Below are 25,114 nucleotides of genomic sequence, written 5' to 3'. Positions count from 1 at the left end.
TATTAAAGGCGGAAAACGAGTTCAAACGGCGCGTCCCAATCGTATTAATGGCGAGATCCGCGCCCTGGAAGTTCGCTTAACTGGTCTGGAAGGCGAGCAGCTTGGTATTGTGAGTCTGCGAGAAGCTCTGGAAAAAGCTGAAGAAGCCGGGGTTGATTTAGTCGAAATTAGCCCTAACGCCGAGCCGCCCGTTTGCCGTATAATGGACTACGGCAAGTTCCTCTATGAAAAGAGCAAATCTTCTAAGGAACAGAAGAAGAAGCAAAAAGTTATTCAGGTCAAGGAAATCAAATTCCGACCTGGTACAGATGAAGGCGACTATCAGGTAAAACTCCGCAGCCTGATTCGCTTTCTTGAAGAGGGCGATAAGGCCAAGATCACGCTGCGTTTCCGCGGTCGTGAGATGGCCCACCAACAGATCGGTATGGAAGTGCTTAACCGCGTGAAAGAAGATCTGGTCGAACTGGCAGTTGTCGAATCCTTCCCTACGAAGATCGAAGGCCGCCAGATGATTATGGTGCTTGCTCCTAAGAAGAAACAGTAAGGCCATCAAGTAATTAAACCTGTGGGCCTCGTGCTCGCGGGTTTAGTTCGCCTTTGTTTCGTTTATTAACAATGCGAAGTGGAAATTGAAAAATGCCAAAGATCAAAACCGTACGCGGTGCTGCTAAGCGCTTCAAAAAAACCGGTAAAGGTGGTTTTAAGCACAAGCATGCTAACCTGCGTCATATTCTGACCAAAAAAGCTACCAAGCGTAAACGTCACCTGCGTCCGAAAGCCATGGTTTCTAAAGGCGATCTGGGCCTGGTCATCGCGTGCCTGCCGTACGCATAAGTCGTTAACCTTTTAACTTTTTAATTAGAATATACAGGAGAGCATATGGCTCGCGTAAAACGTGGTGTGATTGCACGTGCACGTCATAAGAAAATTTTGAAACAAGCTAAAGGCTACTACGGCGCGCGTTCACGCGTTTACCGTGTTGCCTTCCAGGCTGTTATCAAAGCTGGTCAGTACGCTTATCGTGACCGTCGTCAGAAAAAGCGTCAGTTCCGTCAGCTGTGGATTGCACGTATCAACGCAGCAGCACGTCAGAACGGTATTTCTTACAGCAAATTCATCAACGGCCTGAAAAAAGCCTCTGTTGAAATTGACCGTAAGATCCTGGCTGACATCGCCGTATTCGACAAAGTGGCATTCTCTGCCCTGGTTGAAAAAGCGAAAGCAGCTCTGGCGTAAGCCAGTTTAAGAGAGGGAGCCTGGCTCCCTCTTTTGCTTTAACAGTATCAATACATTGACTTTTTGCCGTGATGCGTTTTCAATAGCCCATCGTCGCCACGTAGCCGATTAAGGTAATGCAAGCATGAATGCTGCTATTTTCCGCTTCTTTTTTTACTTTAGCACCTGAACCCAGGGGGCTTGCGCGTGAAAGAAGAAACGGAAAACAGCGCCAGAAAGCCTCCCTTGTGGAGGCTTTTTTTGTATCTGCCGCGTGTAAATATCGTCATATAACGAGGAAAACCATGTCACATCTCGCAGAGCTGGTTGCCAGTGCGAAGGCAGCCATTAACGATGCTTCAGATGTCGCCGCGCTGGACAACGTACGCGTCGAATATTTGGGTAAGAAAGGGCATCTGACCCTTCAGATGACCACCCTGCGTGAGCTGCCGCCAGAAGAGCGCCCGGCTGCCGGAGCGGTAATCAATGAAGCGAAAGAGCAGGTTCAGCAAGCGCTGAACGCGCGCAAAAACGATCTCGAAAGCGCCGCGCTGAATGCCCGCCTCGCCGCTGAGACCATTGATGTCTCCCTGCCGGGCCGTCGTATCGAAAATGGCGGTCTGCACCCGGTGACCCGTACCATCGATCGTATCGAGAGCTTCTTCGGCGAGCTGGGCTTTACCGTCGCCACCGGGCCGGAGATCGAAGACGATTACCACAACTTTGACGCGCTGAACATTCCGGGCCACCACCCGGCGCGTGCCGATCACGACACCTTCTGGTTCGACGCTACGCGTCTGCTGCGTACGCAGACCTCAGGCGTGCAGATCCGCACCATGGAGCACCAGCAGCCGCCGATTCGCATTATTGCCCCGGGCCGCGTCTACCGTAACGACTACGATCAGACCCACACCCCGATGTTCCATCAGATGGAAGGCTTGATCGTTGATAAAAACATCAGCTTTACCAACCTGAAAGGGACGCTGCACGACTTCCTGCGTAACTTCTTTGAAGAGGATCTGCAAATCCGCTTCCGTCCCTCCTACTTCCCGTTCACCGAACCCTCCGCCGAAGTGGATGTGATGGGTAAAAACGGTAAATGGCTGGAAGTGCTGGGCTGTGGCATGGTCCACCCGAATGTGCTGCGTAACGTTGGCATCGACCCGGAAATTTACTCCGGCTTCGCGTTTGGCATGGGGATGGAGCGTCTCACCATGCTGCGCTACGGTGTGACAGATCTGCGCGCATTCTTCGAAAACGATTTGCGTTTCCTCAAACAGTTTAAATAAGGGCAGGCGAAACAATGAAATTCAGTGAACTGTGGTTACGCGAATGGGTAAACCCAGCGGTTGATAGCGAAGCGCTCTCCGGGCAGATCACCATGGCCGGCCTGGAAGTGGACGGCGTTGAACCGGTCGCCGGTGCGTTTCATGGCGTGGTGGTTGGCGAAGTGATGGAGTGCGCTCAGCACCCGAACGCTGACAAGCTGCGCGTAACAAAAGTGAATGTGGGCGGCGATCGCCTGCTGGATATCGTCTGCGGCGCGCCGAACTGCCGTCTCGGGCTGAAAGTGGCCGTAGCGACAGTCGGCGCGGTACTGCCAGGCGATTTCAAAATCAAAGCGGCGAAACTGCGCGGCGAACCCTCCGAAGGGATGCTCTGCTCCTTCTCCGAACTCGGTATTTCCGACGATCACAACGGCATCATTGAACTGCCGGCAGATGCGCCGATCGGCACCGATATTCGCGAATACCTGAAGCTCGACGATAACACCATCGAAATCAGCGTTACGCCAAACCGTGCCGATTGCCTTGGCATTATCGGCGTGGCTCGCGACGTTGCGGTGCTGAATAAATCCCCGCTGAACGAGCCAGAAATCGCGCCGGTTGCTGCAACCATTAACGATACGCTGCCGATCGTTGTGGAAGCGAAAGAGGCCTGTCCGCGTTACCTGGGCCGCCTGGTCAAAGGTATCAACGTCAGCGCGCCGACGCCGCTGTGGATGAAAGAGAAGCTGCGTCGCTGCGGCATTCGTTCAATCGATGCGGTTGTCGATGTCACTAACTACGTTCTGCTTGAGCTCGGCCAGCCGATGCACGCCTTCGACAGCGATCGCCTCGAAGGCGGCATCGTGGTGCGTATGGCGAAAGAGGGCGAAACGCTGGTGCTGCTTGATGGCAACGAAGCGAAACTGAGTGCCGACACGCTGGTGATTGCAGACCAGAAAAACGCGCTGGCGATGGGCGGTATCTTCGGCGGTGAACACTCCGGTGTGAACAGCGAAACGCAAAACGTCCTGCTGGAGTGCGCCTTCTTCAACCCGCTCTCCATTACCGGCCGCGCACGTCGTCACGGTCTGCATACCGATGCTTCTCACCGCTACGAGCGCGGCGTCGATCCGCAGCTGCAATATAAAGCGATGGAGCGTGCTACGCGCCTGCTGCTGGATATTTGCGGCGGTGAAGCGGGCCCGGTCATTGACGTTACTGATGAAGCGTCACTGCCGAAACGCGCCACTATCCGTCTGCGTCGCAGCAAGCTGGATCGCCTGATTGGCCATCACATTGCTGATGAGCAGGTGAGCGATATTCTGACCCGCCTTGGCTGCGAAGTGACCGCAGGCCAGGATGAGTGGCTGGCGGTTGCGCCGAGCTGGCGTTTCGATATGGAGATCGAAGAGGACCTGGTGGAAGAGGTTGCCCGTGTTTACGGTTACAACAATATTCCTGACGAGCCGGTGCAGGCCGGGCTGGTGATGGGCGAACATCGCGAAGCCAACTTGTCCCTTAAGCGAGTGAAAACTATGCTTAACGACAAAGGCTACCAGGAAGTGATCACCTACAGCTTCGTTGATCCGAAACTGCAGCAGTTGATCCACCCGGGCGAAGAAGCGCTGGTGCTGCCAAGCCCGATCTCCAGCGAAATGTCGGTGATGCGTCTCTCACTGTGGACCGGTCTGCTGGGCACGATTGTCTACAACCAGAACCGTCAGCAGAGCCGTGTGCGCATTTTCGAAACCGGCCTGCGTTTCGTGCCGGATACCCAGGCGAACCTCGGCATCCGTCAGGACGTGATGCTGGCGGGCGCTATCTGCGGAAACCGTTATGAAGAGCACTGGGACCTGGCAAAAAACAGCGTTGATTTCTTCGATCTGAAAGGCGATCTGGAGTCTGTGTTGGATCTGACCGGTAAGTTAGAAGCGATTGAGTTCCGTGCTGAGACCAATCCGGCACTGCATCCGGGTCAATCTGCCGCGATTTATCTGAAAGATAAACGCATTGGCTTTATCGGCGTGGTACATCCGGAGCTGGAGCGTAAGCTTGATCTGAACGGCCGTACGCTGGTGTTTGAACTGGAGTGGAATGCCCTCGCAGACCGCGCCGTGCCTCAGGCTCAGGAGATTTCTCGCTTCCCGGCGAACCGCCGCGACATCGCTGTTGTGGTCAATGAAAATGTACCCGCAGCAGATGTTTTGGCTGAATGTAAGAAAGTTGGCGCAAATCAGGTAGTTGGCGTAAACTTGTTTGACGTGTACCGCGGTAAGGGCGTCGTGGAAGGGTCGAAAAGCCTTGCCATCAGTCTGATCCTTCAGGATACCGGCCGTACACTCGAAGAAGAGGAGATTGCCGCTACCGTTGCCAGATGTGTAGAGGCATTAAAAGAGCGATTCCAGGCATCATTGAGGGATTGAACCTATGGCGCTTACAAAAGCTGAAATGTCAGAATATCTGTTTGATAAGCTTGGGCTTAGCAAGCGGGACGCAAAAGAGCTGGTAGAGCTGTTTTTCGAAGAGATCCGTCGCGCTCTGGAAAATGGTGAGCAGGTCAAACTCTCCGGCTTCGGCAACTTTGATTTGCGTGACAAGAATCAACGTCCGGGCCGTAACCCAAAAACCGGCGAAGATATTCCCATTACAGCACGGCGCGTGGTGACCTTCAGACCCGGCCAGAAGTTAAAGAGCCGCGTTGAAAACGCTTCGCCCAAAGCTGAATGATTTTTTTGCACTAACCAAAAAGGCCGCCTCGCGGCCTTTTTTCTTTTCAGCATTCGCTATCCCTCTTAGAATCAGTCACCTGGCTGATGAGTAAACGTGAAACCATGCTGGCATATGCCCACCTTCAACAGCACCACAATCGCCGCTGGCTCGTCGCGCTAGCGCTGCTTTTACTGCTTGCGCTGACCTTGAGCCTTTGCGCAGGCGAGCACTGGATAGGCCCCGATCGCTGGTTCACCCCTGAGGGTGAGCTTTTTGTCTGGCAGATACGCTTACCGCGCACTCTTGCCGTGCTGCTGGTCGGTGCCGCACTGGCGCTGTGCGGAGCCACCATGCAGGCTTTATTTGAAAACCCGCTGGCAGAGCCAGGGCTGCTTGGCGTCTCGAGCGGCGCGGGCGTAGGCCTGGTTGCGGCGGTATTTCTCGGCGGCGGCATGATGCCCGGCTGGGCGCTCGGTCTCTGCGCTATTGCCGGTGCGCTGACGGTGACGCTTATCCTGCTGCGTTTTGCGCGCCGCCATCTTTCCACGAGTCGCTTACTGCTTGCCGGTGTGGCACTCGGCATTATTTGCACCGCTTTAATGACCTGGGCGGTCTACTTCTCCACCTCGCTTGATTTACGTCAGCTGATGTACTGGATGATGGGTGGCTTTAGCGGCGTCGACTGGCAGCAGGGCTGGCTGATGGCCGCACTCCTGCCGGTAATGGTGTGGATCTGCCTGCAATCCACGGCGCTGAACGTGTTAGCGCTGGGTGAAATCTCAGCCCGTCAGTTGGGGCTGCCGCTCTGGTTATGGCGTAATCTGCTGGTGGCAGCCACCGGCTGGATGGTGGGCGTCAGCGTGGCGATTGCCGGGGCTATCGGCTTTATCGGGCTCGTTATCCCACATATTTTGCGCTTATGTGGCTTAAGCGATCATCGCGTTCTGCTCCCGGGTTGCGCACTGGCGGGCGCGGTCGCATTGCTGTTTGCGGATATTGTCTCGCGCCTCGCGCTCAGCGCCGCAGAACTGCCGATAGGCGTTGTAACATCGACACTAGGTGCGCCGGTGTTTATCTGGCTATTATTGAGGGTCGGGCGCTAAGCCCGTCACTCATCACATTCATTAAGGGGATGTTATGCAACAGAATATTCTGGATACCGAAGTCACCACCATTGATGGCGAAAAGGGTTCGCTCAGCGCCTGGCGCGGCAAAGTGCTTTTAGTGGTTAACGTCGCGTCAAAATGTGGCCTGACGCCGCAGTACGAGCAGCTGGAAAACCTGCAGAAAGCGTGGGAAGGGGAAGGTTTTAGCGTGCTGGGCTTCCCGTGCAACCAGTTCCTCGGGCAGGAGCCGGGCTCGGAAGAGGAGATCAAAACCTTCTGTAGCACCACCTATGGCGTCACCTTTCCGCTTTTCAGCAAGATCGACGTCAATGGCGACGCGCGCCATCCGCTCTATGAAAAACTGATTGCTGCGGCGCCAACCGCACTTGCCCCGGCAGACAGCGAATTTTATGAGCGCATGGTCAGCAAAGGCCGCGCACCGCAGGCACCGGGCGATATTTTGTGGAACTTCGAAAAGTTCCTGATTGGCCGCGATGGCCAGGTTATTCAGCGCTTTTCACCCGATATGACGCCGGACGATCCGCTGCTGGTCAACGCCATTAAGCAGGCCGTCTCGAAGTAATGTCGATGCTGATGCAGCTACAGGAGGTTGCTGAGCCGGGCAGGCTGGAGCCGATGAGCGTGTCACTTCCCCACGGGCAGATCGTGCATCTTGTCGGGCCGAACGGGGCAGGGAAGAGCACGCTTTTGATGCGCATCGCCGGGCTGTCCAGCGGGCCGGGTAAGGTTACCTTTGGCGGACAACTGCTTGAGCAGTGGTCAGCAACGGCGCTGGCCCGGCATCGCGCCTTCCTCGCACAACAGCAGAGTGCATCCTTTGCGATGCCGGTGTGGCACTACCTGTCGCTGCATCAGCCTGACAAAAGCCAGCACGCCCTGCTGACGCACATTGCCGGTCAGCTTGGCCTGCACAATAAGCTGGCGCGGGCAACCAACCAGCTCTCCGGCGGCGAATGGCAACGGGTGCGCCTGGCGGCGGTGATTTTGCAGATCCACCCGCAGGGCAACGACCGCGGACAGCTGTTGCTGCTGGATGAGCCAATGAACAGCCTCGATGTGGCGCAGCAGGCGGCGCTGGATGGGGTGATTGGTGAACTGGTAAGCGCAGGCATTACGGTGGTAATGAGCAGCCACGATCTCAATCATACGCTGCGCCAGGCCCATCAGGTCTGGCTATTACGTGAGGGAAAGCTACTGGCGAGCGGCACAAAAGCGCAGGTGATGACGCCAGCGCATCTGGCTGACGCCTACGGCATGGCTTTCCAGCAGGTTGAGGTGGAAGGCCACCGAATGCTGATCCCGGCCGTGTGACGCAATGGTGACTTGCCACAGCGCGCGCTCCCACTGTAGATTAATCCGATAAAAAGAGATAACGAGGCGTATTGCAGAATGCGTATCTGGTTTTTACTGGCGACGGCGCTTTTCCTTGCAGGATGTAGTTCTCACCGCGCGCCACCGCCGAACCCAATGCTGTCGGACTCCATTACGGTGATTGCCAATCTGAACGATCAGCTAAGCGAATGGCGCGGCACGCCCTATCGCTATGGCGGCATGGCGCGCTCAGGCGTCGACTGCTCTGGCTTTGTGATGATGACGTTCCGCGACAAATTCGCGTTGCAGCTGCCGCGCGAAACGCGTCAACAGGCGAAGCTCGGTACCGAGATCGATAAAGAGGATCTGTTGCCTGGCGATCTGGTGTTCTTCAAAACCGGCTCCGGTGAGAGCGGGCTGCATGTTGGCATCTACGACACCGATAACGCCTTTATTCATGCTTCAACCAGCCGGGGCGTGATGCGCTCTTCGCTGGATAATGTCTACTGGCGCAAAAATTTTTGGCAGGCGCGACGTATCTGACGTGACATCGACAGAGGGTGCAAAAAAAGGGAGCGCGCGTAATGCAGGCCTCCCTTTTTTGTTTCTGGCGGCGGAACATTTTCATATAAACCAGGACGTTTCCACTAATTCGCTTTTTTCAAATTAATTATGATTGTCCGCGACTCACCGCCAGGGGGCAGGAGAATGCGGGAGCAAACGAATAACAACGGAGGGGAGGGTAGAAAAATAGAACGGGAAAAAAATGAAGCCAATCTCATTAAAATCAGTAAATATGGAATATCGTCAGACAGGTTTGTTAACGCCGGATTTAACCCATAATGCGGGGCTGGCAAAATGATAGTTTCACTCGATTACAGCTATCGCTCTGAGCTTTTATTACTACCGGCAAGAGACGGTAACGGAATGCTTCAGGGTGTCGAAATTATCGTTAACTTTGTTGGAAAGGACAGCACCGTCCGCGCCCCGACAGAGCTGGTCTTGCCACGCCTGACGGTCGCTGAAAAAGTGACGCTGTTTACTGAGCAACTTGCTCTAATTGAAGTCTGCCAGCTCTTTTTAATTCAGCATCATCTTACCGCCTGGATTAATATTTCTCCGGAAATTGCCGAGCAATTACTGACGGATGACACCCTGGCGGCACAGGTAAGAAAATTCCCGTGCCTTGAATTAGCCATCAATGAGAATTATCCAGATCTCAATAGCGGAAAAGAGAACAAAATTCTGTCTCTATTGGCGAAACAATATCCGCTGGTGCTATGGAATTTCGGCGTTGGCGCTGCGTCAACCAGAGCGGTATTTGACGGGCTGTTTAAAAGGGTCATGCTGGATAAAAACTTTATTCACCAACGTTTATCTACGCTTGCCTTCGAACCCTTTATGCGCGCCATCATTTCGCAGGTCGAACCCTATTGCGATGCGGTGATGATTGCCGGCATTGATGATGAGCCGTCGCTGAAGCGCGCAAGGGCGTTTCAGTTCAGCGCTATGCAAGGCGCACTCTGGCCAGCGGTTAGCCCCGCGCAGCTGACGTCATTGATCCACCCATAGCCCTTGTGTTGCCCGGTGTTTAAACACCGCATTAGGCACTACACTAAAAGGCTGGAGGATCTATGACCCTGACTTTTACCACTCGCTGGCGTGATGAACTGCCAGATTACTACACCGCGTTAACGCCCACTCCGCTCAGCAACGCACGCCTTATCTGGCGCAATGCCCCGCTGGCAGAAACCCTCGGCGTACCCGAGGCGCTCTTTCACCCTGAATCCGGCGCTGGCGTCTGGGGCGGCGAAACGTTGCTGCCCGGCATGTCGCCGCTGGCGCAGGTCTACAGCGGGCATCAGTTCGGTGTCTGGGCCGGGCAACTGGGCGATGGGCGCGGCATTCTGCTCGGCGAACAGCAGCTGGCGGATGGCTCAACCCGCGACTGGCACCTTAAAGGCGCCGGGCTGACGCCGTACTCGCGCATGGGCGATGGCCGCGCGGTGCTGCGCTCGACCATTCGTGAAAGTCTTGCTTCAGAAGCGATGCACTATCTCGGCATTCCCACCACCCGTGCGTTAAGCATTGTCACCAGCGACACGCCGGTGATGCGCGAGACCCGCGAGCAGGGGGCGATGCTGATGCGTATCGCGGAAAGCCATGTCCGTTTCGGCCATTTCGAACACTTCTACTATCGTCGTCAGCCTGAAAAAGTGCGCGAGCTGGCCGATTTTGTCATTCGCCATCACTGGCCCCATCTGCAGGAGGAGCCTGACCGCTACGTCGCATGGTTCCGCGATGTGGTACGGCGTACTGCCGTGATGATTGCCCGCTGGCAGGCGGTCGGTTTTGCCCACGGCGTGATGAACACCGACAATATGTCGATCCTCGGCTTAACGATGGATTACGGGCCCTATGGTTTTCTCGACGACTACAACCCGGCGTTTATCTGTAACCACTCTGACTACCAGGGACGCTACAGTTTTGAAAATCAGCCGGTGGTCGCGCAGTGGAACCTGCAACGCCTGGCGCAGTCCCTGTCGCCGTTTATTGCCGTCGATGCCCTAAACGCGGCGCTGGATGAGTATCAGACAGAGCTGTTGACCGAGTATGGCAGCCTGATGCGCAGCAAGCTCGGCCTGTTTGTGCCGCAAGAGGGGGATAACGAGATCCTCAACGCGCTGTTTGCGCTGATGGCGCGGGAGGGAAGCGACTATACGCGAACCTTCCGCATGCTAAGCCACACCGAGCAGCAGAGCGCGGCCTCGCCGCTGCGCGATGAGTTTATCGATCGCGGCGCGTTTGATAACTGGTTCGCCACCTATCGCCAGCGCCTCCAGCAGGAGGGGATTGACGATGCGCAACGGCAGCAGCAGATGCAGAGCGTTAACCCGGCGGTGGTGTTGCGCAACTGGCTGGCGCAGCGCGCCATCGATGCGGCGGAGCAGGGCGATATGGCAGAGCTGGAAAGGCTGCATGAGATCCTGCGCCAGCCCTTTAGCGATCGCAGCGATGATTATGCCCGCCGTCCGCCGGACTGGGGCAAACGGCTGGAAGTGAGCTGCTCGAGCTAGTTTATTTGGTGAGGATCAGCTTGCCGGCATGGGTTTCGCGCAGCAAATAGCGCTGCCCGTTATGCTCAATCACAACACGGCGCTGTTCGCCGAGCAGCGCCTGGCTGGTGATGTGCCGATCATCGGCCTGAATCTGATCCGGTTTTTCGTGCGGGCTGGTGGGCGTGGCGGGGCTATCCATAGGCAAAATCGCGCTTAACGGTAAATCAACAATGAGAATTATTATCGATAAACCGCGCAGTGAGGCAAGTGCGTTTCAGGGAGATCGCGCCGATCCCCCTAAAATCTGTAGGTAACCTCTGCAAGCATCGCAGAGTCGCGGGTTAGCCGCGCGTGGCGACGGCGGCGGCCAGTTTCTCCAGCAGCAGGACGCTGTCATCCCAGCCAAGGCACGGGTCGGTGATCGACTGACCATAGATCAGCGGCTGCCCGGCAACGATTTTTTGCGTTCCCTCTTTCAGGAAACTCTCCGCCATCACCCCGGCAATAGCCGTTGAACCGTTGCGAATTTGCGCACAGATCTCATCACACACTTCAAGCTGGCGGCGATGCTGCTTCTGACAGTTGCCGTGGCTGAAATCAACCACCAGTTGCTCGGGCAGATCAAACTCGCGCAACGTGCCGCAGGCGTTGGCGATATCCTGCGGGTAAAAGTTCGGCTGCTTGCCGCCGCGCATAATGATATGGCCCCACGGGTTCCCGCTGGTCTGGTAGACGGTCATCTGGCCATCTTTATCCGGTGACAGGAACATATGGCTGGCGCGCGAGGCGCGGATCGCATCGACGGCGATACGGGTATTGCCATCTGTGCCGTTCTTAAAGCCCACCGGGCAGGAGAGCGCCGAGGCCATTTCGCGGTGGATCTGGCTTTCGGTGGTGCGCGCGCCGATGGCACCCCAGCTAATCAGATCGGCAATAAACTGGCCGGTCACCATATCAAGAAATTCGGTGGCGGTCGGCACACCCAGTTCGTTGACCTGCAACAGCAGCCTGCGCGCCAGTTCGATACCGTGATTCACGCGATAGCTGCCGTTTAGATCGGGATCGGAGATCAACCCCTTCCAGCCAACCACCGTGCGCGGCTTTTCAAAATAGGTGCGCATCACAATCTCTAACTGCGCTTCGTGCTGCGTGCGCAAAGCTTGCAAACGCCGGGCGTACTCCATCGCCGCATCCAGATCGTGAATAGAGCAGGGGCCGATAACCACCAGCAGGCGGCGATCTTCACCATTAAGGATTTTTTCGATACGCCGCCGGGAAGCCGTTACATGTGCGGCGACCTCCGGGCTGACAGGATAGCGCTGCGCCAGCGCCGCAGGCGTCACCAGGCTATCAATACGCGCGGTGCGAAGTTCATCTGTTTTGTTCATTAAAGATCTCGAAATTAGGGGCTTCAGCGGCAAAGGTGCCGGAAGTGATGCGCTCACCATAAACCAATCGCGGCTGAAAACAAGCCCGCTACGGGGCGCAACACATCAGTGGGAAGCATGATAGCGCAGAATGCATTCATGTACTAGCTTATTAGTACATGCGGCGGCTTAATCCCATCATGTCGAGCATCTTGGTGGCGATCTCCTCCACGGAGTAGTTGGTGCTGTTAAGGCAGGGGATTTGATGGCGGCGGTAAAGCGCTTCCACTTCGGCCACTTCCATACGGCACTGGCGTAATGACGCATAGCGGCTGTTCTCACGGCGCTCTTCGCGGATGGCGGCAAGGCGTTCAGGATTAATGGTCAGACCAAAGAGTTTATGCTGCAACGGCTTGAGCGCGGCAGGCAGCCCGAGATTATCCATATCATCCGCAATAAAGGGGTAGTTCGCGGCGCGAATACCAAACTGCATCGCCAGATAGAGGCTGGTGGGTGTTTTACCGCAGCGGGAGACGCCGAGCAGAATCACCTGCGCCTGGTCGAGGTTACGCAACGAAATACCATCATCGTGCGCCAGCGTGTAATCAATGGCGGCGATACGCGCGTCATACTTGGTCAAATTTCCCGGCGTCAGGCCATGAGTACGATGGGCAATCGGCGTCGGATCGAGTTTTAATTCCTGCTGCAACGGGGCCACCAGCGCCTGCACGATATCCTGACAAAAACCCTCGCTTTGCAAAATAATGGCGCGTATTTCCGGCAGCACAATCGAGTAAAAGACCAGCGGGCGGTTACCAGTTTGCTGGTAGAGCGCATCTATCTGCTCCTTGACCGCGCGGGCGCGACTCTCGGTTTCAACAAAAGGCAGGGTGATGCTGCTGACGGCAACCGGAAATTGCGACATCACCGCATGGCCTAATACTTCAGCGGTGATAGCGGTTCCATCGGAAATATAAAATACGTGACGATCGACTGCGTTGTCCATTAATCCCATCCTGAATGTGATGCGCAATTATCTGAAAGCTTAAATTAAAAAACCTGTTGCTGCGTATAACCTTTATCTCATTTTAAAATGAAATAGTGTTTTTATTTTTAATGAACTGTACGGTTCATTTTTTAGCATCGAGAAGTGCACGAAGCGCCGGGGTAGTGAGAATTAACCTGGTCGCCATTTATTGATGGGTATCTGTCCGAAAAACCGCAAAGGGTAATTGCTTACACGATTCACCGTTTTTTCAACGCAATTTATTATGCCAGGATAAAAAACGCTGTAAGACGTTATGTACCCCTTCATATATCACAAAAGGATTGTCTCGATGTCCAACAATGGCTCGTCACCGCTGGTGCTTTGGTATGACCAACTCGGCATGAATGATGTAGACAGAGTTGGAGGCAAAAATGCCTCCCTGGGTGAAATGATTACTAATCTTTCCGGTATGGGCGTCTCCGTACCGAACGGATTTGCGACCACCGCCGACGCGTTTAATCAGTTCCTCGAACAGAGCGGTTTAAATCAGCGTATTTATGAACTGCTTGATAAAACCGACATCGACGACGTCTCCGAACTGGCGAAAGCCGGGACGCAGATCCGCCAGTGGATTGTGGACACCTCGTTCCCGCCCGCGCTGGAACAGGCGGTACATGAAGCGTATGCCCAACTTTCCGCCGATGACGCAGAGGCCTCGTTTGCCGTGCGCTCCTCGGCTACCGCAGAAGATATGCCGGATGCCTCGTTTGCCGGCCAGCAAGAAACCTTCCTCAATGTGCAGGGCTACGGCGCCGTGCTGGTGGCGATTAAGCACGTCTTCGCCTCCCTCTTTAATGACCGCGCCATCTCCTATCGCGTGCATCAGGGTTACGATCACCGCGGCGTGGCGCTCTCGGCGGGCGTGCAGCGCATGGTGCGCTCCGATCTCGCCTCCTCGGGCGTGATGTTCTCCATTGATACCGAATCCGGTTTCGACCAGGTGGTGTTTATCACCTCCGCGTTTGGGCTCGGTGAAATGGTGGTGCAGGGCGCGGTCAACCCGGATGAGTTTTACGTGCATAAGCCGACGCTTGCCAACGATCGCCCGGCAATTGTGCGCCGCACCATGGGCTCGAAAAAAATCCGCATGGTCTACGCAGCGAATCAGGAGCATGGCAAGCAGGTGCAGATTGAAGATGTACCGCAGGCCGAGCGCGATCGCTTCTCGCTGACCGATGAGGAGGTGCAGGCGCTGGCGAAACAGGCGGTGCAGATTGAAAAACATTACGGCCGCCCGATGGATATCGAGTGGGCGAAAGATGGCCACACCGGCAAGCTCTTTATCGTGCAGGCGCGCCCGGAAACCGTGCGCTCGCGCGGCCAGGTGATGGAGCGCTACACCCTGCATGCACAGGGCAAAATCATCTCCGAGGGGCGTGCAATCGGCCATCGCATTGGCGCGGGCACGGTGAAAGTGATCCACGATATCAGCGAGATGAACCTGATTGAGCCTGGCGACGTGCTGGTCACCGACATGACCGACCCGGACTGGGAGCCGATCATGAAAAAGGCGGCGGCGATTGTCACCAACCGGGGCGGGCGCACCTGCCATGCGGCGATTATCGCCCGTGAGCTGGGCATTCCGGCGGTGGTCGGCTGCGGCGATGCCACCGAGCGCATCAAAACCGGCGAAAAAGTAACCGTCTCCTGTGCCGAAGGTGACACCGGCTATGTCTATGCCGAACTGCTCGATTTCAGCGTGAAAAGCTCAAGCGTCGACACCATGCCGGATCTGCCGCTGAAGATCATGATGAACGTCGGTAACCCGGATCGCGCTTTTGACTTTGCCTGCCTGCCAAACGAGGGCGTGGGGCTGGCGCGTCTCGAATTTATTATCAACCGCATGATCGGCGTACACCCGCGCGCGCTGCTGGAGTTTGACGACCAGGAGCCGAAGCTGCAGAACGAGATCCGCGAAATGATGAAGGGCTTCGATTCGCCGGTTGAGTTCTATGTCGGTCGCCTGACGGAGGGGATCGCAACGCTCGGCGCGGCCTTCTGGCCGAAGCGCGTTATCGTGCGCCTCTCCGACTTCAAATCCAACGAATATGCCAACCTGGTGGGCGGCGAGCGCTACGAGCCGGAAGAGGAGAACCCGATGCTCGGCTTCCGTGGCGCGGGCCGTTATGTGGCAGAGAGCTTCCGCGACTGCTTTGCGCTGGAGTGTGAAGCGGTAAAACGCGTGCGCAACGAGATGGGGCTGACCAACGTCGAGATCATGATCCCGTTTGTGCGTACCGTTGACCAGGCGAAAGCGGTTGTGGATGAGCTGGCGCGCCAGGGGCTGAAGCGCGGCGAGAACGGGCTGAAGATCATTATGATGTGCGAAATCCCGTCCAACGCGCTGCTGGCGGAGCAGTTCCTCGAACACTTTGATGGCTTCTCCATCGGCTCGAACGACATGACCCAGCTGGCGCTCGGGCTGGATCGCGACTCCGGTGTGGTGTCGGAGCTGTTTGACGAGCGTAACGAAGCGGTGAAGGCGCTGCTGTCGATGGCAATCCGCGCGGCGAAAAAGCAGGGCAAATATGTCGGCATCTGCGGCCAGGGGCCGTCTGACCATGAGGACTTTGCCGCATGGTTAATGGATGAGGGCATCGACAGTCTGTCGCTCAACCCGGATACGGTGGTGCAAACCTGGCTTAGCCTCGCCGAACTGAAAAAATAACGGCGAAAACAAAATCCCCGGCATAATGTCGGGGATTTTTTTATTTCAGCCGCGAATATGTGGCCGATCACAATAACTAAAAAACGTAAAAAGCCTGGCAATTATTGCAATTGTTCCGATGCTGCCTTCTTCTAATACTTGAGCCTGTAGTGAGCGGTGCGATAAGAAATAACGCACCAGGATGAAATAATTTTTCACCTCACAAGGCTAATAACAATGACAATTTCCTCTGTCCTGCGTACGAAAGACAAAATAGGCTATGGCCTCGGCGATATGGCAAGCGCCCTGGTGTGGCAAACGGCGACGCTATTTCTCGCCTATTTCTATACCGACGTTTTTGGTTTACCCGCCGCCATTATGGGCACCATGTTTTTAGTCGTTCGCGTTATTGATGCGTTTGTCGATCCCTGCATCGGCGCGCTGGTGGATCGCACGCAAACCCGGCACGGCCGTTTTCGCCCGTGGCTGCTCTGGTTCGCCATTCCCTTCGGCGTCAGCTGCGTCATCACCTTCTATGTGCCGGAAGCGGGCGCCACGGCGAAAATTATTTATGCCTGCGTCACTTACGCCATTCTCAGCTTTATCTACTCCGCCATTAACGTTCCTTACTGCGCCATGCCCGGCGCGCTGACCATGGATCCGCACGAGCGCCACTCGCTGCAATCCTGGCGCTTTGGCCTCTCATTTATCGGCGGGCTGATTGTCACCGTCATTGCCCTGCCGCTGGTGGCGCACCTTGGCGATGGCAACGTGCAGAAGGGCTACTTCTACGCCATGAGCATGATGGGCGTGCTGGGGATTGTGCTCTTCTTTAGCTGTTTCTTTATGACCCGCGAACGCTTTACGCCGCGTAATGACACCTCCGGCTCGATGATTGGCGATCTCAAATTGCTGGCAGCAAATAGCCAGTGGCGCATTGTTTTCCTGTTTAATATTTTGCTGTTGACCGCCGTCGTGACCCGCGGTTCAGCCACCATGTATTACGTCAAATATGTGTTACTGCGCCCGGAAATGGTCTTCACCTTTATTGTCTCCGGCATGCTCGCTTCACTCACCGGCGCACTATTATCGGCGCGTCTACTCGGTAAATTCGATCGCGTGCGCGCTTACCAGTGGACGATTATTACTTTCGTCATCTTTGCCGCGCTGATCTTTATCATTCCGCCATCGCAGGTGTGGCTTATTTTCACCCTCAATATTGTCTTCAGCTTTATTCAGAACCTGACTACGCCGCTGCAATGGACGATGTTCTCCGACGTGGTGGATTATGAAGAGCACCGCAGCGGACGCCGCCTCGACGGGCTGGTCTTCTCCACCGCGCTCTTCGCCATTAAATTTGGTCTGGCCCTCGGCGGCGCAGTGGTGGGCTGGGTGCTCGGTGCGGTTGACTATATTCCGAACCAGGCTCAGCAGAGTGCAACCGTGCTCACCACCATCAATGCGCTGTTTACCCTGATTCCCTGCCTGTTATTTATCTGCATGGTGCTGCTGCTGACCCGTTACAAACTCAACAGCAGCGTCGCCGACAGCATCGCACAAGAGCTTCTGCAAAAACGTGGTGGCAGTAATGAAGCCGCCGACGCGCAAACCACCCCGGATCTCAGCAACACAGGAGTGACCCGATGACCGCAATTTACAAAGACGCAAACCGCCCCGTCGCCGAGCGCGTGGCCGATCTTCTTGCCCGTATGACGCCAGAGGAGAAGTTCGCCCAGATGCATGGGCTGTGGCTGGTGCTCTCAGAGGAGGGCGACCACCGCGAGCGGACCGATTTAAGCGATGAATTTGCCGGTGTAAGCGCGCAGGAGGCGCTGGCGGAGCGGCTGAAACTCGGCGTCGGGCAAATCACCCGTCCGCTGGGTACCCATATTGTCGAGGCGAAACAGGGCGTGCGTGCCGCCAACCGGCTGCAAAAAACGCTGATGGAGGAGACGCGCCTCGGCATTCCGGCGCTGTTCCATGAGGAGTGTCTGGTGGGGCTGCTCTGTAAAGATGCCACGCTGTTTCCCTCCTCGCTCAACTACGGCTCGACGTGGGATCCGGCACTGATTAAACGCGCCGCGCAGCACATTGGTGATGAGGCGCGCTCGACCGGCTGTAAACAGGGCCTGGCGCCGGTGCTGGATGTTTCGCGCGATGTGCGCTGGGGCCGCACGGAAGAGACCTTTGGCGAAGACCCTTGGCTGGTCGGCGTGATGGCCTGCGCCTATGTCGACGGGTTGCAGGGTGAGAAGGGCGATATGCTGGCGACGCTCAAGCACTATGTCGGCCACTCATTCAGTGAAGGGGCGCGTAATCATGCGCCGGTGCATCTCGGTTTTTGCGAGCTGAACGACACCTTCCTGCTGCCCTTTGAGATGGCGGTGAAGTGCGCCAATGCCGGATCGGTGATGCCCGCCTATCACGATATCGATAACCAGCCCGGCCATAGCGATAGCTTCCTGCTCACCACCGTGCTGCGTGAACAGTGGGGCTTTGAGGGGATTATCGTAGCAGATTATGGCGGCGTCAGCCTGCTGCACCAGCATCACGGCGTTACTCATGATGCCGCCGAGTCGGCGGCGCTGGCCTTTAACGCCGGGCTCGATGTCGAGTTGCCGAAAGATGACTGCGCGCGCCATCTGGCGCAGGCGGTGGAGCGCGGTCTTATCACTATGGAGAAAGTGGATGAGATTGTCGCGCGATTGCTGGCGGTGAAGTTCCGTCTCGGCCTGTTTGAACACCCCTACAGCGATGAGCAGAAGATTGTTCTGCAAGCGGAGGAGACGCGGCAGGTGGCGCGCGAGGTGGCAACCCGATCGCTGACGCTGCTGGAGAATAACGGCGTACTCCCCCTGAGCGGCGCGCCGAAGGTGGCGGTTATCGGCCCGACCGCCGACGATCCGCTGGCCTTATTGAGCGGCTACAGCTTCCCGGTGCATCTGATTATCAGCGATATGCTGGAGGAGACGTCGCAGGTCACCACACTGCTTGCCGCGCTGCGCCAGACTCTCGGCGAAGCGCAGGTTCGTTATGCTAAAGGCTGTCATATCATTGAAAAACGGATGGCGGGCGCGCCGGTCTTTCCGGGCGACGCCTCAGGAAAACCGATGCAGGCGTCGCCGGTCTCAAATGACATGAGCCTGATCCCCGAAGCGGTGCGCGCGGCGCAGGAGAGTGAGGTAGTGATTGCCTGCGTGGGGGATCTTGCTGGACTGTTTCAGAGCGGCACGGTCGGTGAGGGTTCCGACACCGACAGCCTGACCCTGCCCGGCGTCCAGCAGCAGCTGCTGGAGGCGCTGGTAGAAACCGGCAAGCCGGTGGTGGTGGTGATGACCGGCGGGCGTCCGTACAACCTGCAGGGGCTGGAAACGCGCGTTGCCGCTCTGCTGATGGCATGGGCTCCGGGGCAGGAGGGCGGCTGGGCGATCGCCGATGTGCTTACCGGGCGTGCGGAGCCGCAGGGCAGGCTGGTGGTGAGCGTGCCGAAAAGCGCGGGCGCTATGCCTTATTATTACAACCACAAACTGAAGAGCGGCGGAACGCCTTTCGCCTTCCACTTTGGCTCACGCTACCCCTTCGGGTATGGACAGAGCTGGACGCAGTTTGCCTACGGCGAGCCTGAACTGGCGAGCAGTCAGGTCGATATCGACGGCGAAATTACGCTGCGCGTGAAGGTAAGCAATACCGGAGAGCGCAGCGGCAGTGACGTGGTGCAGCTCTATGTGCGCGATAAGGTCGCCTCAATGGTGCGGCCGGTGCAGGAGTTAAAAGCGTTTCAGCGCGTGGCGTTAAGCCCCGGCGAGACGGCGACGCTCACCTTTACGCTACCGGTCGATATGCTCAACTTCACCCGCCGGGACGGAAAGCGCATTGTCGAGCCAGGAGAGTTTGAGTTGCAGGTCGGTGCGTCTTCGGCCGATATCCGCGGGCGCACAACCGTAACGGTAACCGGGCAGACAAAAGTGCTGCCGCAACGCTGGCGAATGATGAGTAATTGTGAAGTAAGTCGCTAATTTCAGACGAAACCCGCAATGTAAAGCGGGTTTCTTTTTTATCAGCGATATCAATAAAAAAAGGATAAAAAAAAGCCCATCGTGGGAGATGGGCAAAGACTACACACAGCAATTCGTTGTTTCACTCAGGGGATTTCCATGCTTATAAATCAAGGTGTTGATTTATAACCGTGCTCTTATAGTAGGCATGCAGAATTTTTGCGTCGATCAGATTCGTCTCATTAGTTAAACGCAGGTAAAGAATATATGCTGCAAAAGGGGCGATATACCGGACATTATACAAGGTGAGTGCTACAGCGGCGTTAAAATGATAAGTAATGCTTAATGATTATTAAGGCGGGCTACCCCGCCTTAACGGTATCAGGCAGGCTTGTCTAAATCGTCGACTTGTGCCAGCGCGTCGTCTGAGGGCGTTTTCGGTGCCGGGACTTCATTCACCCAGGCAGAGAAGAGGCGCCAGGAGACCGCCAGCAGCACTGGGCCGATAAACAGGCCGATCATGCCAAAGGCCACCAGGCCGCCGATAACGCCGGAGAGGATCAGGATCAGCGGAAGATCGGCGCCGAGGCGAATCAGCACCGGGCGGATAAAGTTATCAAGCGTAGCCACCACCGCACTCCACACCAGCAGCACCGTTCCCCACGTTGAATCACCGCTCCAGTAGAGCCAGATAATCGCCGGCACCAACACCAGCAGCGGGCCAATCTGAATCAGGCAGGTCATCAGCATCAGCACGGTAAATAGGGTAGCGTAAGGCACGCCCGAGACGGCCAGCCCGATACCGCCCAGCACCGCCTGAACCAGCGCCGTCACCACCACGCCGAGCGCGACGGCGCGGATCGCCTGGCCTGCCAGCAGCACCGCGGCATCGCCGCGCTCAGCCGCCAGCCTGAAGGCGAAGTGGCGAATACCCTCTGCCACCTGCTCACCGCGCCAGTAAAGCAGGGCGCTGAATAGCAGCATCAGGCCGCAGTGCAGCATCAGGCGACCAATATGCGCGGCCTGGCCGACAAACCATGTTGTTGTGGTCCCGACGTAGGGGCGCAGTTTCGCCATAATCGCGCTACCGCCCATATCGAGCAGGCTGTGCCAGCCGGCGTAGAGCTTACCGCCCACCAGCGGAATGCTGTTCAGCCATGCCAGATCCGGCGGTGAAGAGACGCCGCTGGTAACGGCATGGATCACCGTGCCGCTGGAGTCGACAAGACTATTGACCAGCAGGGCGACCGGGATAATAAACAGCAGGATCAGCAGCAGCATCATCGCCAGCACCGCCAGCGAGCGGCGGCCGAAGAGTAATCGCTGCAGGCGCAGCAGCAAAGGCCAGGTGGCGATCACCACGGTTCCTGCCCAGGCGAAGCCGAGAACAAACGGCTGCACCACCCACAGGCAGGCAATGATCATCAGGGCTAAAAACAGTACCGACAGCATTAATTGCGGCACATCCCTGGAGTGACGACTATCAACTTTATCCATTATTCACCTTTCCAGTACTGAAGGGGCGGTGCGGCAGGCAAGCACCCATTATTATGCGAAGCGATATGCGCTGATTTGCACCGCCTGATTCTGCCTGCAATTCTGCTGAGCACCTAAGAAAAAAATGTGATACAACGATGAGGGCTTAAAGCAAACGATTAACTTTTAACAACATTAACTGTCAGGCAGGGTCAAGCATAATGATCCCACAGATTTCCCAGGCACCAGGCGTCGTTCAACTGGTGCTCAATTTTTTGCAAGCACTGGAGCAGCAAGGTTTTACAGGTGATACCGCCACCAGTTATGCCGACCGGCTAACGATGGCGACAGACAACAGTATTTACCAGCTACTTCCCGACGCCGTTCTCTTCCCACGTTCAACGTCAGACGTTGCCCTGATCACACGCCTCGCAGCCGAAGCGCGTTTTAAGGCGCTGGTCTTTACCCCGCGCGGCGGCGGTACCGGCACCAACGGCCAGGCGCTGAACCAGGGCATCATTGTTGATATGTCCCGCTATATGAACCGCATTATTGAGATTAACCCCGAAGAGGGGTGGGTGCGGGTTGAAGCGGGCGTCATCAAAGATCAGCTTAACCAGTTTCTTAAACCGTACGGATTCTTCTTCGCGCCGGAGCTCTCTACCAGCAACCGCGCGACCCTTGGCGGCATGATCAATACTGATGCCTCCGGCCAGGGTTCACTGGTCTATGGTAAAACCTCCGATCACGTACTCGGGCTGCGCGCGGTGCTGCTGGGCGGCGATATCCTTGATACTCAGGCGATGCCGGTCACGCTGGCCGAAACCCTCGGCAAGGCCAGCACCGCCATCGGGCGTATCTATAAAACCGTGCTCGAGCGCTGTCGCGACAACCGCCAGTTGATTGTCGATAACTTTCCCAAGCTCAACCGCTTTCTCACCGGGTACGACTTGCGCCACGTCTTTAATGACGAGATGACCGAGTTTGACCTGACGCGCGTGTTAACCGGCTCGGAGGGCACGCTGGCCTTCATTACCGAAGCGCGGCTCGATATTACCCGCCTGCCGAAAGTGCGCCGGCTGGTGAACATCAAATATGACTCTTTTGACTCTGCCCTGCGTAACGCCCCCTTTATGGTCGAGGCGCGCGCCCTGTCGGTAGAGACCGTCGATTCGAAAGTGCTCAACCTGGCGCGGGAAGATATCGTCTGGCACTCGGTCAAAGAGCTGATTACTGATGTGCCCGACAAAACCCTGCTCGGGCTCAATATCGTCGAGTTTGCCGGGGATGATGAAGCGTTGATCGATGCGCAGGTCACCTCGCTCTGTCAGCGTCTGGATGAGCTGATGGCGCGTGGCGAAGGCGGCGTGATTGGATGGCAGCGCTGCGATGAGCTGGCGGCGATTGAGCGTATTTATGCGATGCGCAAAAAAGCGGTTGGCCTGCTGGGCAATGCCAAAGGCGCGGCCAAGCCAATCCCCTTTGCGGAAGATACCTGCGTGCCGCCGGAGCACCTGGCCGATTATATCGTTGAGTTTCGTGCGCTGCTCGACGGGCACGGGCTGAGCTACGGCATGTTTGGTCATGTCGATGCCGGTGTGCTGCACGTGCGCCCGGCGCTGGATATGTGCGATCCGCAGCAGGAAGTGCTGATGAAAACTATCTCTGATGAGGTAGTAGCGCTGACGGCGAAATATGGCGGGTTATTGTGGGGCGAGCACGGTAAAGGTTTCCGCGCCGAGTACAGCCCGGCCTTCTTCGGCGAGGCGCTCTATGGTGAGCTGCGGAAAATCAAAGCGGCGTTTGATCCTGAGAACCGCCTGAATCCGGGGAAAATCTGCCCGCCAGAGGGGCTTGATGCGCCGATGAAGCAGGTTGATGCGGTGAAGCGTGGGACGTTTGACCGGCAGATCCCGACCACTTCGCGCACCGCCTGGCGCGGAGCGATGGAGTGTAACGGTAACGGGCTGTGCTTTAACTTTGATGTCAAAAGCCCGATGTGCCCGTCGATGAAGATCACCGGCAACCGCATTCACTCACCGAAGGGGCGTGCCACGCTGGTGCGCGAATGGCTGCGCCTGCTGGCTGACCGCGGTATCGATCCGCTGAAGCTTGAGAGAGAGTTGCCGGAAAAACGCGCCTCGCTGCGCACCTTGATTGAGCGCACCCGCAACAGCTGGCATGCGCGCCGCGGCGAGTATGACTTCTCTCACGAAGTGAAAGAGGCGATGTCCGGCTGCCTGGCTTGTAAAGCCTGTTCGACCCAGTGCCCGATCAAGATTGATGTCCCGGAGTTCCGCTCCCGTTTTCTGCAAATCTACCATGGTCGTTACCTGCGTCCGCTGCGCGATCATCTGGTAGCAACGGTCGAAAGCTATGCACCGCTCATGGCGCGCGCACCGAAGACTTTCAACTTCTTTATGAGCCAGCCGTGGGTGCGGGATCTTTCGGCGAAGCATATTGGCATGGTCGATCTGCCGTTACTCTCTGTGCCGTCGTTGCAGCGACAGATGGTTGGCCATCACTCTGCCAATATGACGCTGGAGCAGCTTGAGGCGTTGAGCGAAGAGCAGCGCGCGAAAACGGTGCTGGTGGTGCAGGATCCCTTTACCAGCTACTACGACGCGCAGGTGGTGGCGGATTTTGTCCGTCTGGTCGAGCGCTTAGGTTTCCGGCCGGTAGTGCTGCCATTTTCACCAAACGGCAAAGCGCAGCACATCAAGGGCTTTCTGAATCGCTTTGCGAAGACGGCGCAGAAGACCGCGGATTTCCTCAACCGCGTTGCGGAGCTGGGGATGCCGATGGTCGGTGTCGATCCGGCGCTGGTGCTCTGTTATCGCGACGAGTACAAGCTGGCTTTGGCGGATAAACGCGGCGACTTCCATGTGCAACTGGTGCATGAGTGGCTGCCGGGCGTGCTGGAAAGGGTTGAGCCACGCACTGTGAGCGGCGAGCCGTGGTATCTTTTCGGTCACTGTACCGAAGTGACCGCCTTGCCCGGCGCGCCTGCGCAGTGGGCGGCTATCTTCGCGCGTTTCGGCGCACAGCTGGAAAATGTCAGCGTCGGCTGCTGTGGCATGGCCGGTACTTATGGTCATGAAGTGAAGAACCATGCCAATTCGCTCGGTATTTATGAGTTGTCGTGGCATCAGGCGATGCAGCGTCTTCCGCGCAACCGCTGTCTGGCGACGGGCTATTCGTGCCGTAGCCAGGTGAAGCGCATCGAAGGAAACGGTGTGCGCCATCCGTTACAGGCTCTGCTGGAGATGGTGTGATGATCTGGAAACGTGCGGTTACGCTGGAAGCGCTCAACGCCATGGGAGAAGGCAATATGGTTGGCCTGCTGGATATCCGTTTTGAGCGCATCAGCGACGATACGCTGGAAGCCTCGATGCCTGTTGATGAGCGCACGCATCAGCCCTTTGGCCTGCTGCACGGCGGTGCGTCGGTGGTGCTGGCCGAAACCCTCGGCTCGGTGGCGGGTTATCTCTGCACGGAAGGGGAGCAAAAGGTGGTCGGGCTGGAGGTCAACGCCAACCACCTGCGCTCGGTACGCAGCGGTCGGGTGCGCGGTGTCTGTAAAGCGCTGCACACCGGCGGCCGTCATCAGGTGTGGCAGATCGATATCTTTGATGAGCAGGCGCGCCTCTGCTGCTCTTCGCGGCTAACCACCGCCGTGGTATGAGAAATTTCGGCGGGTAACCGCCGAAAATATTCACGATTTATTCACTATTCTTAAGATAATCGATTAGCACTCCGTGCTATATTGCGCGCTACGGGATGTAACGCTTGCGCTCTGATGCAAGCGATTGGGCTGTAACGCGTAATGACCTGATGAAGTTCTTCATTGTCTCTTTAAGCGCTACTGGATACATGCTTGAAGGATTGATGA

General features: G+C 56.6%; 22 protein-coding genes, 1 other RNA gene and 1 other annotated feature. Of the genes, 18 read left to right on the top strand and 5 right to left on the bottom strand.

The features are described from left to right. The first annotated feature begins 1 nt into the window (after position 1). The 13 genes from infC (at position 2) to selO (ending at position 10,707) form a co-directional block, all read left to right on the top strand. Complete coding sequence (infC, locus tag EH164_RS12820; RefSeq protein WP_071789579.1) at positions 2–544, top strand: translation initiation factor IF-3; 543 nt, start codon at positions 2–4, stop codon at positions 542–544. A gap of 92 nt (positions 545–636) precedes the next feature. Beyond that, complete coding sequence (gene rpmI / locus EH164_RS12815; protein ID WP_001124225.1) at positions 637–834, top strand: 50S ribosomal protein L35; 198 nt, start codon at positions 637–639, stop codon at positions 832–834. 45 nt (positions 835–879) lie between these two features. Beyond that, positions 880–1,236, top strand: a complete 357-nt coding sequence (gene rplT / locus EH164_RS12810) for a 50S ribosomal protein L20 (protein ID WP_007374646.1) — start codon at positions 880–882, stop codon at positions 1,234–1,236. A 119-nt stretch (positions 1,237–1,355) separates the two neighbouring features. Continuing rightward, positions 1,356–1,480 (top strand) — a sequence feature (Phe leader region). After that, complete coding sequence (gene pheM, locus EH164_RS22590; RefSeq protein WP_001386830.1) at positions 1,361–1,405, top strand: pheST operon leader peptide PheM; 45 nt, start codon at positions 1,361–1,363, stop codon at positions 1,403–1,405. It overlaps the preceding feature by 45 nt. 40 nt (positions 1,481–1,520) lie before the next feature. Then, positions 1,521–2,504, top strand: coding sequence for a phenylalanine--tRNA ligase subunit alpha (gene pheS / locus EH164_RS12805; RefSeq protein WP_023481633.1), 984 nt, complete (start codon positions 1,521–1,523; stop codon positions 2,502–2,504). Between the two features lie 14 nt (positions 2,505–2,518). After that, positions 2,519–4,906, top strand: a complete 2,388-nt coding sequence (pheT, locus tag EH164_RS12800; RefSeq protein WP_124968487.1) for a phenylalanine--tRNA ligase subunit beta — start codon at positions 2,519–2,521, stop codon at positions 4,904–4,906. A 4-nt stretch (positions 4,907–4,910) separates the two neighbouring features. After that, positions 4,911–5,210, top strand: coding sequence for an integration host factor subunit alpha (gene ihfA, locus EH164_RS12795; RefSeq protein ID WP_006820203.1), 300 nt, complete (start codon positions 4,911–4,913; stop codon positions 5,208–5,210). Positions 5,211–5,314: 104 nt separating this feature from the next. Further along, positions 5,315–6,295: a vitamin B12 ABC transporter permease BtuC gene (btuC, locus tag EH164_RS12790; RefSeq protein ID WP_124971436.1), complete on the top strand. Its 981-nt coding sequence runs from the start codon at positions 5,315–5,317 to the stop codon at positions 6,293–6,295. Positions 6,296–6,329: 34 nt separating this feature from the next. Next, positions 6,330–6,881, top strand: a complete 552-nt coding sequence (locus EH164_RS12785) for a glutathione peroxidase (protein WP_124968486.1) — start codon at positions 6,330–6,332, stop codon at positions 6,879–6,881. Further along, positions 6,881–7,630 (top strand): vitamin B12 ABC transporter ATP-binding protein BtuD, encoded by a 750-nt coding sequence (gene btuD, locus EH164_RS12780; RefSeq protein ID WP_124968485.1) that lies wholly within the window; start codon positions 6,881–6,883, stop codon positions 7,628–7,630. The genes EH164_RS12785 and btuD overlap by 1 nt, the downstream gene beginning before the upstream one ends. A gap of 78 nt (positions 7,631–7,708) precedes the next feature. Beyond that, the gene (locus EH164_RS12775) at positions 7,709–8,173 is read left to right on the top strand and encodes an NlpC/P60 family protein (protein ID WP_124968484.1); all 465 of its coding nucleotides are present in this window, start codon (positions 7,709–7,711) and stop codon (positions 8,171–8,173) included. A gap of 315 nt (positions 8,174–8,488) precedes the next feature. Then, complete coding sequence (locus EH164_RS12770; RefSeq protein WP_034814005.1) at positions 8,489–9,202, top strand: EAL domain-containing protein; 714 nt, start codon at positions 8,489–8,491, stop codon at positions 9,200–9,202. Positions 9,203–9,264: 62 nt separating this feature from the next. Then, positions 9,265–10,707: a protein adenylyltransferase SelO gene (gene selO, locus EH164_RS12765; protein ID WP_124968483.1), complete on the top strand. Its 1,443-nt coding sequence runs from the start codon at positions 9,265–9,267 to the stop codon at positions 10,705–10,707. 1 nt (position 10,708) lies between these two features. Here the strand turns inward: selO and hemP are convergent, their stop codons facing one another. The 3 genes from hemP to EH164_RS12750 form a co-directional block, all read right to left on the bottom strand. Continuing rightward, on the bottom strand, positions 10,709–10,888 hold the full coding sequence (gene hemP, locus EH164_RS12760; protein WP_124968482.1) for a hemin uptake protein HemP: 180 nt from the start codon (positions 10,886–10,888) through the stop codon (positions 10,709–10,711). 142 nt (positions 10,889–11,030) lie between these two features. Continuing rightward, complete coding sequence (gene aroH, locus EH164_RS12755) at positions 11,031–12,077, bottom strand: 3-deoxy-7-phosphoheptulonate synthase AroH (protein WP_124968481.1); 1,047 nt, start codon at positions 12,075–12,077, stop codon at positions 11,031–11,033. A gap of 151 nt (positions 12,078–12,228) precedes the next feature. Continuing rightward, positions 12,229–13,062 carry a pyruvate, water dikinase regulatory protein gene (locus EH164_RS12750; RefSeq protein WP_023481661.1) on the bottom strand — a complete coding sequence of 278 codons (834 nt, stop codon included), beginning with the start codon at positions 13,060–13,062 and terminating at the stop codon, positions 12,229–12,231. 331 nt (positions 13,063–13,393) lie between these two features. Between EH164_RS12750 and ppsA the strand changes: the two genes are divergently transcribed. The 3 genes from ppsA to EH164_RS12735 all read left to right on the top strand — a co-directional run bounded on the left by ppsA (position 13,394) and on the right by EH164_RS12735 (position 19,767). Continuing rightward, the gene (gene ppsA / locus EH164_RS12745) at positions 13,394–15,772 is read left to right on the top strand and encodes a phosphoenolpyruvate synthase (RefSeq protein ID WP_124968480.1); all 2,379 of its coding nucleotides are present in this window, start codon (positions 13,394–13,396) and stop codon (positions 15,770–15,772) included. A gap of 216 nt (positions 15,773–15,988) precedes the next feature. Next, on the top strand, positions 15,989–17,398 hold the full coding sequence (locus EH164_RS12740) for an MFS transporter (protein WP_094420031.1): 1,410 nt from the start codon (positions 15,989–15,991) through the stop codon (positions 17,396–17,398). Further along, complete coding sequence (locus tag EH164_RS12735) at positions 17,395–19,767, top strand: glycoside hydrolase family 3 N-terminal domain-containing protein (protein ID WP_124968479.1); 2,373 nt, start codon at positions 17,395–17,397, stop codon at positions 19,765–19,767. Before EH164_RS12740 ends, EH164_RS12735 begins: the two co-directional genes overlap by 4 nt. Before the next feature lie 64 nt (positions 19,768–19,831). Here the strand turns inward: EH164_RS12735 and rprA are convergent. After that, positions 19,832–19,939: antisense sRNA RprA (rprA, locus tag EH164_RS12730), an RNA gene on the bottom strand. A 188-nt stretch (positions 19,940–20,127) separates the two neighbouring features. Beyond that, positions 20,128–21,243, bottom strand: coding sequence for an AI-2E family transporter YdiK (gene ydiK / locus EH164_RS12725; protein ID WP_124968478.1), 1,116 nt, complete (start codon positions 21,241–21,243; stop codon positions 20,128–20,130). Positions 21,244–21,443: 200 nt separating this feature from the next. On the opposite strand from ydiK, the gene EH164_RS12720 reads away from it, so the two are divergent. Further along, entirely contained in the window at positions 21,444–24,497 is a 3,054-nt protein-coding gene (locus EH164_RS12720) for an FAD-binding and (Fe-S)-binding domain-containing protein (RefSeq protein WP_124968477.1), read from the top strand. Further along, on the top strand, positions 24,497–24,907 hold the full coding sequence (gene menI / locus EH164_RS12715; RefSeq protein ID WP_124968476.1) for a 1,4-dihydroxy-2-naphthoyl-CoA hydrolase: 411 nt from the start codon (positions 24,497–24,499) through the stop codon (positions 24,905–24,907). The genes EH164_RS12720 and menI overlap by 1 nt, the downstream gene beginning before the upstream one ends. Positions 24,908–25,114 lie beyond the last annotated feature (207 nt).

This window comes from Kosakonia sp. CCTCC M2018092 (assembly GCF_003864115.1).
GTDB classification, from domain to species: domain Bacteria; phylum Pseudomonadota; class Gammaproteobacteria; order Enterobacterales; family Enterobacteriaceae; genus Kosakonia; species Kosakonia cowanii.
This window is presented reverse-complemented; position numbering and strand designations above follow the sequence as displayed.

What these genes read in the sequence shown, in the direction of transcription:
- ihfA (WP_006820203.1), top strand. Translation starts at nt 4,911, where the DNA reads ATGGCGCTTACAAAAGCTGAAATGTCAGAATATCTGTTTGATAAGCTT.
- EH164_RS12735 (WP_124968479.1), top strand. Translation starts at nt 17,395, where the DNA reads ATGACCGCAATTTACAAAGACGCAAACCGCCCCGTCGCCGAGCGCGTG.
- EH164_RS12740 (WP_094420031.1), top strand. Translation starts at nt 15,989, where the DNA reads ATGACAATTTCCTCTGTCCTGCGTACGAAAGACAAAATAGGCTATGGC.
- btuD (WP_124968485.1), top strand. Translation starts at nt 6,881, where the DNA reads ATGTCGATGCTGATGCAGCTACAGGAGGTTGCTGAGCCGGGCAGGCTG.
- pheT (WP_124968487.1), top strand. Translation starts at nt 2,519, where the DNA reads ATGAAATTCAGTGAACTGTGGTTACGCGAATGGGTAAACCCAGCGGTT.
- ydiK (WP_124968478.1), bottom strand. Translation starts at nt 21,243, where the DNA reads ATGGATAAAGTTGATAGTCGTCACTCCAGGGATGTGCCGCAATTAATG.
- rpmI (WP_001124225.1), top strand. Translation starts at nt 637, where the DNA reads ATGCCAAAGATCAAAACCGTACGCGGTGCTGCTAAGCGCTTCAAAAAA.
- aroH (WP_124968481.1), bottom strand. Translation starts at nt 12,077, where the DNA reads ATGAACAAAACAGATGAACTTCGCACCGCGCGTATTGATAGCCTGGTG.
- EH164_RS12770 (WP_034814005.1), top strand. Translation starts at nt 8,489, where the DNA reads ATGATAGTTTCACTCGATTACAGCTATCGCTCTGAGCTTTTATTACTA.
- EH164_RS12785 (WP_124968486.1), top strand. Translation starts at nt 6,330, where the DNA reads ATGCAACAGAATATTCTGGATACCGAAGTCACCACCATTGATGGCGAA.
- pheS (WP_023481633.1), top strand. Translation starts at nt 1,521, where the DNA reads ATGTCACATCTCGCAGAGCTGGTTGCCAGTGCGAAGGCAGCCATTAAC.
- btuC (WP_124971436.1), top strand. Translation starts at nt 5,315, where the DNA reads ATGCTGGCATATGCCCACCTTCAACAGCACCACAATCGCCGCTGGCTC.
- menI (WP_124968476.1), top strand. Translation starts at nt 24,497, where the DNA reads ATGATCTGGAAACGTGCGGTTACGCTGGAAGCGCTCAACGCCATGGGA.
- EH164_RS12720 (WP_124968477.1), top strand. Translation starts at nt 21,444, where the DNA reads ATGATCCCACAGATTTCCCAGGCACCAGGCGTCGTTCAACTGGTGCTC.
- hemP (WP_124968482.1), bottom strand. Translation starts at nt 10,888, where the DNA reads ATGGATAGCCCCGCCACGCCCACCAGCCCGCACGAAAAACCGGATCAG.
- ppsA (WP_124968480.1), top strand. Translation starts at nt 13,394, where the DNA reads ATGTCCAACAATGGCTCGTCACCGCTGGTGCTTTGGTATGACCAACTC.
- selO (WP_124968483.1), top strand. Translation starts at nt 9,265, where the DNA reads ATGACCCTGACTTTTACCACTCGCTGGCGTGATGAACTGCCAGATTAC.
- rplT (WP_007374646.1), top strand. Translation starts at nt 880, where the DNA reads ATGGCTCGCGTAAAACGTGGTGTGATTGCACGTGCACGTCATAAGAAA.
- EH164_RS12775 (WP_124968484.1), top strand. Translation starts at nt 7,709, where the DNA reads ATGCGTATCTGGTTTTTACTGGCGACGGCGCTTTTCCTTGCAGGATGT.
- EH164_RS12750 (WP_023481661.1), bottom strand. Translation starts at nt 13,062, where the DNA reads ATGGACAACGCAGTCGATCGTCACGTATTTTATATTTCCGATGGAACC.